At 66.0% G+C, this 13,826-nt stretch carries 4 protein-coding genes; all 4 read right to left on the reverse strand.

The features are described 5' to 3' along the window. Window positions 1-20 precede the first annotated feature (20 nt). The 4 genes from ACGYLI_RS01205 to ACGYLI_RS01220 all read right to left on the reverse strand — a co-directional run bounded on the left by ACGYLI_RS01205 (window position 21) and on the right by ACGYLI_RS01220 (window position 13,708). Window positions 21-4,604 (reverse strand): MupA/Atu3671 family FMN-dependent luciferase-like monooxygenase, encoded by a 4,584-nt coding sequence (locus tag ACGYLI_RS01205; protein ID WP_394416487.1) that lies wholly within the window; start codon window positions 4,602-4,604, stop codon window positions 21-23. Then, window positions 4,604-5,611 carry a glycosyltransferase family 2 protein gene (locus ACGYLI_RS01210; protein WP_394416489.1) on the reverse strand — a complete coding sequence of 336 codons (1,008 nt, stop codon included), beginning with the start codon at window positions 5,609-5,611 and terminating at the stop codon, window positions 4,604-4,606. The genes ACGYLI_RS01205 and ACGYLI_RS01210 overlap by 1 nt, the downstream gene beginning before the upstream one ends. Continuing rightward, window positions 5,611-12,045 carry a type I polyketide synthase gene (locus tag ACGYLI_RS01215; protein WP_394416491.1) on the reverse strand — a complete coding sequence of 2,145 codons (6,435 nt, stop codon included), beginning with the start codon at window positions 12,043-12,045 and terminating at the stop codon, window positions 5,611-5,613. Before ACGYLI_RS01215 ends, ACGYLI_RS01210 begins: the two co-directional genes overlap by 1 nt. Window positions 12,046-12,214: 169 nt before the next feature. Further along, the gene (locus ACGYLI_RS01220) at window positions 12,215-13,708 is read right to left on the reverse strand and encodes a hypothetical protein (protein WP_394416493.1); all 1,494 of its coding nucleotides are present in this window, start codon (window positions 13,706-13,708) and stop codon (window positions 12,215-12,217) included. Between the last annotated feature and the right edge of the window lie 118 nt (window positions 13,709-13,826).

Below are 13,826 nucleotides of genomic sequence, written 5' to 3' on the forward strand. Positions count from 1 at the left end.
TCTCGGCTTCCGCCGTCACTTCAACCCCGCCCGCGGCCACGCGCGGCCCGCATGAGGCGACGTTTCGACATGGTCTCGGACCGCGCGGAGGGCTCGGCGGCAGAAGGCGTCTTGGCCGGTGCGGTGGTCTTGCCCCCCAGCCCGTCGATATGTGCCGCCAGTCCGGCAAGGGTAGGGAAACGGAAGATATCGGTGATCGACAGGGCGCTGACATCCAAAGCCGCCTTAATGTCGCGATGCGCCTGTACCGCCAGGAGCGAGTGGCCGCCGAGGGCAAAGAAGTTATCCTCGCCGCGAATGTCCCTTATCCCCAAAAGCGCGCTCCAGACCTGCGCGATCGCCGCTTGGCTGCCGCCCGCGGGCGTTTCGGCTTGCGGCGCGGCATGGTTCGGCGCGCTTTGTCGGGTCGGGGCGGGCAGCGCCTTGCGGTCGATTTTCTTATTCGGCGTCAGTGGCATGGCAGAGAGGGTGACGATGGCCTGCGGCACCATGATATCAGGGAGATGCGCGGCCAATTGCCGCCGCGCGGCGTCGCTATCCACCGTCTTTTCCGCGACCACATAGCCGATCAACTGCGCGCCACCCTGCCCGGCATCCTCGCGCAGCACCGCCACGGCTTGGCGCACCCCCGGCAAATCGGCAAGACGCGCCTCAACCTCGCCCAGCTCAATCCGATGGCCACGGATCTTGACCTGCGCATCGGCGCGGCCCTCGAAATGCAGCACGCCCTCGGCGTCCATCCGCACCAGATCGCCCGTGCCGTAAAGGTGGCCCCTGCCGGTGAAAGGATCGTCGATGAAACGCGCCGCTGTCATCTCGGCCCGCTGCCAATATCCCTGCGTGACGCCATCGCCCCCGATCCAAAGCTCCCCCGAAGCACCGATGGGCAGCGGCTGCCGCGCGGGGTCGAGGATATGAACCTGCGTATTGGCGATTGGGCTGCCGATGGGCGCGGTGGTGGCCTCGGCACTGTCGAGCATATGGGTCGTGGACCAGATCGTCGTCTCGGTCGGGCCATACATGTTCTGGATCTGCGCCGAGGTCGCCGTGCGCAGCCCGCGCAGCAGGGTGCCGGGCAGCGCCTCCCCCCCGATCATCAGCGACTTGATCCGCGCCAATGCGCCGCGCGCCTCGTCGTTCATCACCATCATCTGCGCCATCGAAGGCGTGCATTGCAGATGGGTCACCCCGTGGCGGATGATCTGCGCGGCGATGGAGTGGTCATCCGCCGCCGGTTGCCCGCCCGCATTGGCGCGGTGCAACACCTCGGCCAAGGGGGCAAGCCCCGCCATCACCTTGTCGGTCGGAATGCCATAGTCGATCAGACAGGCGATCTCATCCACGCCGATGCGCTTGAGCTGCTCGGCCCGCGCCAGACCATCGGCCACGGTGCCGAACATGCCGCTGTCGTTGAAATAGCGTTGAAAGGCGAACTCAAGGATCGCGTCCATTTCCTCGGGCGAGAGGCCTTCGAGGTTGATCTCAAACGGATTCGTCGTGCCCGCCGGTTTCTTGAAGGCCGGGAAGGCCCATGCGTATTGTTTGATCAGCCCCGCCGCCGAGCGCAGGTAGTCTTTCATCGGCCCGCGCGCCGTCTCTTCGGCCTCGGCGCGGGTCTCGGCGAGATAGCTGTGCAGCATGACGGTGACCCGATGGTTCGCCGGATCATGGCCCGCCGCGCGCAGGGCGTCGTGGTAAATCTTGATCTTCTCGGCAACCTCTTCCACGGACTGGCCCAGCAGGTGGGTCAGCACATTGGCCCCAATCTCCCCCGCTTCCTTCCACGTCTGCGGATTGCCCGCCGTGGTCACCCAAATCGGCAGTTTGTCAGAGACGGGGCGCGGCTGGGTCACCACCGCATGAGGCGTGCCATCGGCGCGGGGAAACTCTACCGGCTCCCCGGCCCAGAGCCTGCGCAGCTGGTCGATGGCATCATACATCGCGGGCTTGTTTTCGGGCGGCGTGTTCTCCGGGCGCAGCACGAAATCGTCGGGCTGCCAACCGCTGGCGATGGCCAGGCCGACGCGCCCATTGGTCAGATTGTCGATCACCGCCCATTCCTCAGCGATCCGCGCGGGATGGTGCAACGGCGCCACGCAAGACCCTGCCCGCACGTCGAGGTTTTGCGTCACCGCCGCCACCGCCGCGCCGGTAACGGAGGGGTTGGGGTAAGGGCCGCCGAAGGCATGAAAGTGCCGCTCAGGAGTCCAGACCGCGTTGAACCCGTGGGCATCGGCGAATTTCGCCCCTTCAAGAAGCAGTTCGTATTTCTTGGGGCCGACGCCATCGTCATTGCCCCAATAGAACAGGTTAAAGTCGATCCTGCGGTCGCTCGTGGCAATCGGACCGTTCGACATCAGCGCCCGGCTGTCATCACCCGCCAGCACCAGTTTGAAACCGCGCGCGAGGGTCCAGAACAGCTCCAGCACCGAGATATCGAAGCTGAGGCTTGTCACGGCAAGCCAGACCGCCCCCGCCTCATGGTCGATCCGGTCGTCCATCCCGGCAAAGAAATTCGCCACATTGCCATGGCTGACCATCACCCCCTTAGGCGTCCCCGTCGAGCCGGAGGTGTAGATCAGATAGGCGAGGTCATCCGGCCCGGCGCTGGCGGCGGGGTTCACCGCCGGTGCCGTGGCAAGGCGTGGGTCGCGGTCGATCTCAACCACCTGCGCGTCATGCGACGGCAGGCTGGCGATGAGGGCCGATTGCGTCACCACGATAGATGCGCCGCTGTCTGAGAGGTAGTGCGCCAGACGGTCTGCCGGATAGGCCGGATCAAGCGGCACATAGGCGGCCCCGGCTTTCAAAATGCCAAGCGTGCCGACCAGCAGGTCTACGCCCCGTGCAACGCAAAGCGCCACCGGCATCCCCGGCCCCGCCCCCCTATCGCGCAGCAGATGCGCCAATTGGTTGGCGCGGGTGTTCAATGCGGCGTAGCTCAGCGTCTCGCCTTCAAAGACCAGCGCGGGCGCGTCGGGGGTGCGCTCCACCTGCGCCTCGAAAGCGGCGTGGATGGTGTGGGGGTCATAGGCGCGCGTCGTCGCGTTGACGCGGGCCAAGGTCTGCGCCTCAGTCTCTGGGAGCGCCCAGACGGTGCCGCAGTCCGAGGCCTCGATGATCTTGGCAAAGGCCGCCTCAAAGCGCGCGGCAAGGAGGTCGACCGCGGCGTCGGACAGCCGCGCACCGTCGGCAAAGAGCCGCGCCCCCCGTGGCGTGAGGCAGAGTGTCAGCGCCGCCCCCGCAAGCGGTTCATCGCTAAAGGAGATCGCGAACTCCGGGGCGGCAGCCACATCAATCGCCGGATCGCGCAGCGGCAGGTCGCGGGCGAAACCTGCGGCATCCTTCGCGCGGGTGAGTTGGGGGTCCAGCTGAGCCAGCAACGCCGCCACCGGTGTTTCCGCCTCTGCCGTGATGGTGATCGGCAGCCAATCGGCGATAAGCGACGCGGGTGCGTCCTCACGCCGGAAGGCGATGCCGCCTTCAGTCGCCCCGGCGCTGCGCAGCGCGATTAGGGCGGCGGCGGCGACCTGCTGCGCGGGGTCACTCCCCTGCGGCAAGGTGATCTCCCGCGCCACCCATGTCTTCGGCGTTTCGGTTGCGGTGGCCAAGGGGACCGGCAGCGCGTCGAAGCCGGTCAGAGCGCGCCGCCAATATGCCTCTTCAGCCGGTGCCGGAACCGGGCCTGCCGTCTGGAGCAACATATCCCCGGGGGCGAAAAACTGCGCGGGAGCAACGCTTTCGCCCGCCATATCGCGCAGGTCATGAAGCGCGATATGCGCATCCTGCGCCGCCACGATCACCCGCGCCTCATTGATCTCAACAACCTCGCCGGGCGTGCCGCCCTGCCCCTCCGCGCGTTCCACGCGGGACACGGAGAGCACCGCGCCATCCGCGCTCAGAATTTTCGCCGTGGTCAGCGGGTTCCAGTAGCTGCCGAAATCAAGGCCACGGACCAACGCGCCAATCTCCTCCGCCGTTCTGTTAAAATCGATCAGCCCGCCGTTCTCGGGCCGTTTGTCCTTCGCGAAATAGCTGCGCTGGCTCAGGTCTTGGGCGGTGCCTTGCAGGCTGCCGCTTTCCAACTGGGCCAGAACCTCGCCAAAGCTCTCCATCCCGGCGGCGTAGCATTTGGAGTTGAGGCTGAAGGCTGTCTCATCGGCTGCGATATCAACCTTGCGCTGCGCCAGTAGGTCGCCGGTATCGGCGCCGGTCTCGATCAGATGCCAACTGACCCCATGCCGCGCCTCGCCATTGGTGATCGCCCAAGCGGGTGTGTTAAGCCCGGCATAGCGCGGCAGCGGGCCATCGTGAAAGTTGACCGCCCCGCGTTTGGGCAACGCCAGAACCGTGTCGGGTATCAGCCGCAGGTTGGCGATGCTCAACAGCCAGTCGGCGGCCAGCCCAATCGGCAAGAGTTCCTCGGCATCGCGGCAGAGCGCCAGCCCCTGCCCCTCGGCCCAAGCGCGCACCGCGTCGTCGCGGGTGATCACGGCAGCGATCCGGTGCCCGCCCGCCAGCAGCATGTCGCCGCAGGCGATGGTCAGGGATTCGTCGCCCATCAAGAGGGCGGTGAACGGGTCTGTCTTGAAGCTGACGGTCATCAACGGTCCTCCGTGGCGGGGCTACGGCTTGGGTCTTGAACGGCGGGGGCCGCGCGCCGCGCGGTGCGCGCATGGGCCGCAAGGTCGCGATAGAAACCCGGCGCGTCTTCGGGGCGGCGCCTGGTGAGCAGGCAGCGCAGATGGTGCAACCCGCCCCCGGCAAGCCGCGCGAGCGTGGCCAGTGCGGCATAGGCGCGGCCGTGGTTCTTGGCGAAATAGCGGTGGCGGCTGTCGAACCAATAGCGCGGCATGCGCCGCCATTCCTTCATCCCGGTGGAGACCGAGCCGACATGCACGCAGCGCGCCTGCGGGACATACCAGCAGTCCCAACCCGCCCGCGCGGCCCGAAGGCAAAGGTCGGTTTCCTCGTAATAGAGGAAATAGGCTTCGTCGAAGAGGCCGATCTCGGCCAACATCTCCCACCGCATCATGACGCTGGCACCGGCCACCCAATCGACCTGCGCCGCTTTTTCAGGCAGGGGGGGCGCCACGACTGAGGCAGAGAGCAGCCGCGTCAGCGGGCCAAAGCGCGCAGCGGCTTCCAACTCTCCGGCGGCAGAGGGGAAACGAAAGGCAGTCGCATGAGGCACATCATCCTCCCCGCGCACATGGCTTCCGGCCAATCCGGCGCGGGTGTGGTTTTGCAGGTGGTTCAAGAGCACCCCGATACAGCCGCGATCGAGGAAGGCATCCGAGTTCACCACATGCACGAAATCCGGCGCGGCCCCGTCGGACATTCCCGCCCGCATGGCCAAGTTGTTGCCCGCGCCGAAGCCGCCGTTGCGGGGCGATGCGATCAGCCGCACCCGGTTGCCCGCGCCCCAGCCCCGCGCGGCGATCTCCTGCGCCAGTAGCGCGGCAGAGCCATCGTTGCTGTCATTGTCGACGATCACCAATTCGGCACCCGCATCGGGCATATCGGCCAATGCGGCCTCAGCCGCGCGCAGGGTCATCTCTGCGGTGCGGTAATTGAGGATGACGACCAGAAGGCGGAGCGGTTGCTGCATCATTCCGCCGCCGTGGCTTGGGTGTGGTCTTGGCCTGCGCCTTCGGGCAGGGCCGCCGCGATCACCTCGGCCAGTTCTTGCGCCAGCACGGTCACATTCGGAGCCAGCACCATGCTGACGTGATCGCCCGGCACTTCGATCACCTGCAAGCGCGGCGCATATTGCCGCCACTGGTTGTCTTCATAGACATATTCCTTTTCCGCCGTGACATACTGCCCGGCAGAGACCGCCCAATGCCGATCCAGCGGCGGGCGGAACAGGGTCATCGGCCCGTCCCACTTCGGGGTTTCATACCGTCCCACCGCGCGGAGGAACGCCGCCTGAATGCGCAGACTGTTAAAGGAAACCCCCTCGCCCTCGCCGCTCGTCTCTTGCGGCGCCCGACGCCGCTCACGCTCCCACGCCCAGCGGTTGCGCGCCCATTCCAGCAGATAGGCCGGGCCTTTGCGCTTCAGTTCGGCCAGTTTGATATGCGCCTTGTCGATCTTGTTGAGCGACGGGCGCACGGGCAACGGCGTGTCGAGCATCGCAAGAACGGCCACCTCCTGCCCCGCGGCCTTCAACTGCTGCGCCATCTCATAGGCCGTGATCCCGCCGCCGGAGTATCCGGCCAGCAAATAAGGCCCTTGGGGCTGCAAGGCGCGGATTTCGGCGATGTAATCCGCCGCGGCGGCTTGCACCTCTTCATGAGGGGCCGCGTCTCCGATCAGCCCACGGGCCTGCACCCCATAGACCGGGCGCTCATCGCTGAACGGCAAGGCAAGGTGGCGCAGGTTCAGCACATTGCCGAACATCCCCGCGACCACGAACAGCGGCGTCGCGCCTCGCGAGGACTGGTTGAGCGGCACGAGGTAGTCAAAGCGCTGTTGCGAGCCCGCCGCGTCTGTCTCGACCGCCTCCGCCTGCGCCAGATCCCCGCGTTCCGCCGCGATCAGGGCTGCGCATTTGGCGATGGTCGGCGCTTCGAAGAGGACGGAGATCGGGAACTCCACCTTGAACTCACGTTTGACCGCCGCGAAGAGGCGCACCGCGATCAGGGAATGGCCACCGAGGTCAAAGAAACTGTCCTCGACCCCCACGGGGCTGACGCCCAAAAGGTTCGACCAGATCTCGGCCAACCGCTCTTCGATCCCATTGCGCGGGGCCACGAAGGAGCCGTCGAGATCGGGCCGATCAAAGCTCTGCCCTTGCGAGGCGGCATCGGTCAGCGGCGCATCGGCCTGCGCGATCAGCCCTTGCAGGGGCAGCGAAGAGACTATGACCTGCGGCGCCTCCAGCGCCAGCGCGCGGCGCAGCGCCTCTGGACCCTCCTGCGCGCGGATGCCTTGGCGCACCAGACGGGCCAGCCGCTCTTCGGCGGGGCTGAGGCTCTCGCTGCTGTCGACATCCTCAAAGATCACTTCGCGGGCGTCAGGCGGGGGCACATCGGCAAAGGCCCCTTCAAGCCGCTTCATCGCGAAATCGCGGACCTCGATCAGAACAATGCCCTGCAGATCGGTGATCGTCACGTCGAAACGGGCCAAACCCTCGGCCCCCGTGCCCTCGGCCAGCCGGACATGCGAGCGGACTTCGGCAGGCAGCGGGGCGTGGAGCGTGATTTCCCCATAGGACAGCGGCACCCAAAGGTGGCGCGCGGCATAGCCGGGGATCAGCGCCATGGCCCAACCGGTGGCGATATCCATCAGACCGGGGTGCATCAGGTAGCCATCGGTCAGATCACCCTGCGCAGCCTCAGGCAGGTGCAACGTGGCGATGCCCTCACCCGGCCCGAGGGCGGTGCATTGCAGCACATGCCAGCGCGGGCCGAACTTCAAATGTGCCTCTTGAACAGCGGGCAGATGGCGCCCGGGGGCGGCCTCTGCCACGTCCTCGCAACGGGCGGCGATGGCCGCGAGGTCAAGCGGTTCGGCACTGCCGTCTGCCGGAGACAGCCGCGCTTGGACATGCAACTGCCACGCAGGCTTGCCGTTGACCACACAGGCGCTGCGCAACTCGGCGGCAAAGCCCGCGCCCTCTGGCGTCAGGGTGATCTTGATCCGACGCTGCGCCCCTTCGGCCAGCGGCAGGGGGCGCAGGAAATAGAGGTCTTGCAGGGTGAAGCCGTCCAGCCCCTGCGCCGCCGCCGCTTCGGCCAAAAGCTCAATATAGCCCGTGCCGGGCATGATCGCGCGGCCATCCAAGGTGCGGTGTTGGTCGAGCAGCCAATGTGAGGCTGCAATCTCGGTCGTGAATTCGGGCGCACCGCTCTCACCCGAACCGGCGGTTTCCAGCAGCGCCGCCTTGATCGGGCGGGCCGGCAGCGCCACGGCACCGCCGCCGCCAAGGCTCTCCGCCGCCATGCCGACATCGGCCCAAACGCCCCAGTTCACCGCCACCACGCGAGTCTTCGCCGCGCGCCGCGATTGCGCAAAGGCGTTGAGCCAGGCATTGGCCGCCACATAATCCACCTGCCCCGCCGCGCGGGTCGCGGTGGAGGTCGAGGAGAAGAGCACCATGAGGTCGAGCGCGCCATCGGGCAGCAATTGATCCAAGACCCGCAGCCCCTGCACCTTGGGCGCAAGCACCGCGTCGATATCCGCATCCGTCTTGGCCAAAAGAGGCGCGTCATCCAGCACCCCCGCGGCATGGATCACCCCCGTCAGCCCGCCGTGGCGCGCGGTCAGGTCGTCGATCACCCGGCGCATCTGCGCAAGGTTGGCGACATCAGCCCGGGCCACTTCGACCGCCCCGCCCGATTGCGCCGCCTTGGCCTCAAGCCGCAGGACAGCCCGCAGACGCCGCGCCGTGGCATCAGCCGGGCCGTGGCTGGCGAGGTAGCTTTCCCATTCATGGCGCATCGGGAGGGCCGCGCGGCTTAGCAGGACTACGCGGGTGCCGGACGTCTCCAAAATATCCGCCGCGAGGGTCAGGCCGATGCCCCCGAAACCGCCGGTGATGAGGTAGCTTCCCTGAGACTTCCAGCCTGGCAGATCAGCCTCGGGCAGCGCGGCGGCGCGGTAGCCCAGCTCATAGCGCCGGCCAGCACGGTGGGCGACTTGGAGGTTGGCGGGGGTCGCCAAAAGCTCTTCGATCAAGTCCGAGGGGTCAATCACCGGCGCGGGCGCCACCGGTTTTGCGAACCATCCCGAAGGGGCCACAGGCGCGACCTCGGGCAAGTCGATCTGCGTTGCCGTCAGCCCCGGCACCTCGCGCGCCATGACCCCGACGGGGCCGGAGATGAGCGCTTTTTCAGGATAGGCCAGCCCCTCCTCTGCCACCTGCGCGGCACCGGTTGTGAAGACGCTGAGGTGCAGCGGCGCGGGGTTCTCGGCCTCAGCCAAGGACTGGGCAAGCCACGTCAGGCTCCAAAACCCCTGTTCGACATTGCGGTCAAACCGGCTGGAGCCGGGGCGCGGGGCGGCCTGATCATCGGTCAGCCAGAAATGCGCGATCCGGTCGGGCCTCCGCCCATCGGCCTCAAGCGCTGCGATCAACTGGTCATAGCCCGACCGCCCCTGTTCGGCGGCAAGCGTGAAATGATCGGCGCTGACGCGGTCAAAGGCATCCCCCGCCGTGACCTCTGCCACCCGGTGCCCCTCGGCCCGCAACCGTGCCGCAGCCTCGCCCCCCAGCCCCGCCGTATCGGAAAAGACGAGCCAGTTCAGCGGGCCGGAGAGGTCCAAATCCCGTTCAGCATAGCGCGGTTGCCAATGCGGCAACGCGCCCCAGTCGCCGACATCCTCCAGCCGTTGCAGCGGTTGTTCGGCAGGGCGCGCCGCCGCCTCACCCGGCTCGATGAAATAGCGCGCGCGTTGGAATTGATAGGTCGGCAGCACCACGCGGTTGCGCCGTGCCTCGCCCCAAATCTGCGCCCAATCGGCCTCGACCCCGCAGGCCCAGAGCCGCCCGATCACCCCGAGGAAATAGGCATCATCCGCGATCTCTTGCTCGGGGTGGCGCAGCGAAGACATCACCTGCCCCGGGGCCACATTAGCGTGCATCTGCGCCAAAGCGGAAAGCGCCTTGCCCGGCCCGACCTCAAGGAAAACCCGCGGTGCATCGCCGCTCAGAGTGTTGATGCAATCCGCGAAATTCACCGTGTGACGGAGCTGTTCGACCCAATAATCGGGGTCCGTCGCCATCTGAGCCGTGATCACCTCGCCGCTGCGGTTCGACAGGAAGGGCATCTGCGGCGCGCGCAGGTCAAGCGTGGCGAGGAAGGCGCGGTAACGGTCAAGGATCGGGTCCAACATCCGCGAGTGCGCGGCGATGTCGATGGCGATGCGCTGATGGTCAAGTCCGGCGGCGTCTAGCCGCTCTTGCAGCGCCTTTAGCGCGTCTTCGGGGCCGGAAACGGCGATCAGTTCCGGGCCGTTCACGCTGGCGATATCAAGGGCCTCGCCCAGAAGCGGCGTGATCCGCTCCAGCGGCGCGGCAATGCTGATCATCCCGCCCGACGGCACCTCGTCAAACAACTGCCCGCGCAGCAGCACAAGGTCGATACAGTCCTCAAAGCGCATCACCCCGGCAAGGCAGGCGGCGACATTCTCACCCATGGAATGCCCGACCATTGCGGCGGGTTTCACGCCCCAAGACAGCCAAAGCTGCGCCAGCGCATATTCAACGATCATGATCAGCGGCAGTTGCACCGAGGGGCGTTTCAGCTTGGCCTCGGCTGCCGCGCGGCCCTCAGGCTCCGGCAGCCAGATCGCGCGAATGTCGTAGTCGAGCTGCGGGGCCAGATGGGCCAGCCCCCGGTCCATCCATTCGGCAAAGACCGGCTCGGTTTCGTAAAGATCGCGCGCCATATCGGCATATTGCCCGCCGCCGCCGGGGAACATGAAAACGACTTCGGGATCAGGGCCGAGGTGGTCATGGGTAAAGACGCGGCGGCTGTCGCCCGCCTCCAGCAGGGCCGCGGCCTCCTCATGGCTTTCGGCCACCAAGACGCGGCGTTTGTCAAAACCGCGACGGCCCTCTTTCAGGGTGAAGGCCACATCGGCCAAGGGCTGTTCGGGATGGGCGCGCAAATGTGCTGCGAGCGCGGCGCTATTGGCATCCAAGGCCGCCTTGCTGCGCCCCGAGAGACAGAGCACATGGAAAGGGAAATCGCTGTCTTCCGAGGCCGCGCGGGCCGGTGCCTCTTCCAGGATCATATGCGCATTGGTGCCGCCCACGCCAAGCGCGTTAACCGCGGCGCGGCGCGGGGTGCTTTGGCCGGGCCAGTCATAGAGCCGGTCATTGACGCGGAAGGGCGAGCCCTTAAAAGGGATCGCCGGGTTCGGCGCCTCATAGCCCAGCGAAGGCGGGATCTGCTGGTGGTGCAGCGACAGCGCCGCCTTGGCCAGCCCCGCCACCCCCGCCGCGGTGTCGAGATGGCCGATGTTGGTCTTGACCGATCCGATGCGGCAGAAGTCTTCGGCCTGCGTCTCGGCGCGGTAGGCTTGGGTCAGCGCGGCCACCTCGATCGGGTCGCCCAGATAGGTGCCGGTGCCGTGGCATTCGACCATGCCGATGCTCTGCGCCGCCACGCCCGCATCATTGAGCGCGCGGGCAATGGCGGCGGTCTGCCCGTCCACCGAAGGTGCCAGATAGCCCGCCTTTGCCGCCCCGTCGTTGTTCACCGCCGAGCCTTTGATGACCGCCCAGATGTGGTCACCATCGGCGATGGCATCCTCCAACCGCCGCAGCGCCACGGCGCCCGCGCCGGAGCCGAAGACGGTGCCCTGCGCGCGGTGGTCAAAAGCGTGGCATTCGCCATCGGGCGAGAGGATCTCGTTTTCCTTGAACTCATAGCCGCGCCCCTGCGGCAGTTCGATCGTCACCCCGCCTGCCAGCGCCATGTCGATCTCACCCGCGCGCAGCGCCTGCGCGGCGTAGTGGATCGCCACCAGCGAGGTCGAACAGGCGGTTTGCAGGTTGATCGACGGGCCTTTGAGGTCAAGCACATGGCTCACCCGGGTCGAGAGGAAATCCTTGTCGTTGCCGGTATGGCGCAGCAGGAACATGCCCACATCGTCGACGAGGGCTGGGTTCGAACAGATGTTGAAATAGAAATAGCTCCCCATGCCGCAGCCGGCATAGACACCCACCGGGCCGGAAAGGCTTTCGGGCATATGGCCTGCCTGCTCCATCGCCTCCCATGCGATCTCAAGAAACTTGCGGTGCTGCGGATCGAGGATGGCGGCGTCTTTTGGCGAAAAGCCAAAGAACTCCGCATCGAACATATCATAGCCGGGCATATCGGCAGTGACGGGCACATAGTTTGGCCGGGCCATCCGCTCGGCGCTCTCTCCGGCGGCGCGCAGTTCTGCTGCGTCGCGGCGCTTGAGCGCGCTCACCCCCTCGCGCAGGTTCGCCCAATAGGCGTCGATCCCTTCGGCGCCGGGCACCGTCACCGACATGCCGACGATCGCGATGTCACCGCGCGAAAGAGTGTTGTCCGTGCTATTCATTGCGACACATGTCCCACCGCCCGCTTGGCCACAGTGCGGCACCCTTGAGGTTCAATTTAAGCTTCGGGTGAAGCATACAACAGGCGAATCTGGCGAAAATGAGCCGATAGCGTGCCCTAGGGTCACTTTCGGCCCAAATCACTTCACAGCGCCGTGAATGGGACGCGGTTTAGAAAACCGTCCGCCTTGCGTTCAACGCGGGGGCGTCGATCCTGTTCCGCCCCTTGCGCGCCGCCGCCAACCCTTCGGCATGGCCAAGGATCGCCCCAGCCGTGAGCCAAGTAAGCGGGGTCAGCGTGGCATTAAGCAACATGTCCATCATGGTAATGCCAAGGATCAAAAGCAGCGGTGCGAGCCATGGGGATAGGTCCGCATCGCCCATCCGGTAAAGGTGCAGCCCCACAAGGATGATCGGCAGCGCCAGAAGGCCCATCTCGCATAGGTAGCCCAGCCAGCCGAAAGTGCCGAAAACGATGATCCAGCGGCCATCGGGGATCGACAGGATATTGCCGTTCGTCGCATCGCGGATCAGGTTGCGCCCCCATCCACCCCAGCCGAACCACGGTTTCTCGGCGGCCCGCGCCAGCAGTTGCTCTTCGTTCATGAAGCGGTAGCCAAGCGATTGCGCCCGGTCCGCGCTGATCGCCTCGGCCTGTGCAAGGATCGCATCGAGCGGCACTAGACCGGCGTTGCGCAGCATCGGATAGATCACCGCCACGATGGCAAAGACCACCGCCAGACGGATCTGCCACCGCGCCGGGGTCAGCAGCACCATCGGCACCAAAAGCAGCGCATAGGCCAGCGAGGCAAGGCTTTTGCACAGCAGCAGAACCACGGCGAGATAGCCCGCCAGCAAGAGCATCTTCCAGCGGTCGATCACCGGGGTCTGCCGCGCCAGCGCCACCGCCGACAGCAGCGCGATACACATAAACAGCGCCAGCCACAGCGCATGGGGCAGAAACACGATGGGGCGGAAGCCCCCATTGCGCATCATCTGTTCAAAGGAGTGCTGGAAGAACCCGTAGATCCATGTGTTGAGCTGCGGTGAAAAACGGATCTCGAACAGCGAAGGCACGGAGTAGATCACCCCGCCTACCATGAAGGCCAAGAGCAATTCCCGCAGCCCCTTTTCATCCGCAAGGAACTGCCGCGCCAGCAGGAAGGGCACCAGCATCAGCACCTGCCCGATCAACACCGAGCCGATGTCCCGGATCGAAAGCCCCGGCAGCGTGTCGACGGGGAAAAGGATCGGCTCAAAGCCGCGGATCGACTGGAACAGGATCGGATCGCCATTGGTCAGCACCGTGGGCACCGCCGAAAAGACCAGCCCCAGCACCAAAAGCCCCGCCAGACGGGAGGCGGGCCAAAGCTGCAGTTTCTCCTGCGTGCCCAGCCAAATGATCAGCAAGACGCTCAGGTTCGGGATCGACACTTTGTCGAGCCCCGGCACCAGCGGCAGGTTGAACTCCGCCAGCGGGGGTAAGAACAGATAGCCGCCGAGGATCGACCAGATCAGCGCCCGCTGAAGCGGCAGGTTGCGAAACAGGGCCAGACAGACGAAGGGCCAGATCAGCAACATCAGATAGGCGACGGGATTTGGCATGACGTCCTTCGCGAAAGCCGCGCCGGGGCGCGGCAGGATGGGGCCGGGCGAAAATACCATCTGGCCCCAGCCCTGTCATCCCGCTAGTTTTGCCGCAGGTTCACTTTGGCGCGGGCGTGTTTGATAGATGGCACATGAAATCAAGGGGATAGAGTGCGAAGCTTATGCTTCTTTGCCT

Origin of the sequence: Sulfitobacter sp. 1A13421 (assembly GCF_043557285.1) — a bacterium.
Taxonomy (GTDB): Bacteria; Pseudomonadota; Alphaproteobacteria; order Rhodobacterales; family Rhodobacteraceae; genus Sulfitobacter; species Sulfitobacter faviae.

Coding starts and splice junctions, on each gene's coding strand:
- ACGYLI_RS01220 (WP_394416493.1), bottom strand. CDS start 13,708: ATGGTATTTTCGCCCGGCCCCATCCTGCCGCGCCCCGGCGCGGCTTTC.
- ACGYLI_RS01210 (WP_394416489.1), bottom strand. CDS start 5,611: ATGCAGCAACCGCTCCGCCTTCTGGTCGTCATCCTCAATTACCGCACC.
- ACGYLI_RS01215 (WP_394416491.1), bottom strand. CDS start 12,045: ATGAATAGCACGGACAACACTCTTTCGCGCGGTGACATCGCGATCGTC.
- ACGYLI_RS01205 (WP_394416487.1), bottom strand. CDS start 4,604: ATGACCGTCAGCTTCAAGACAGACCCGTTCACCGCCCTCTTGATGGGC.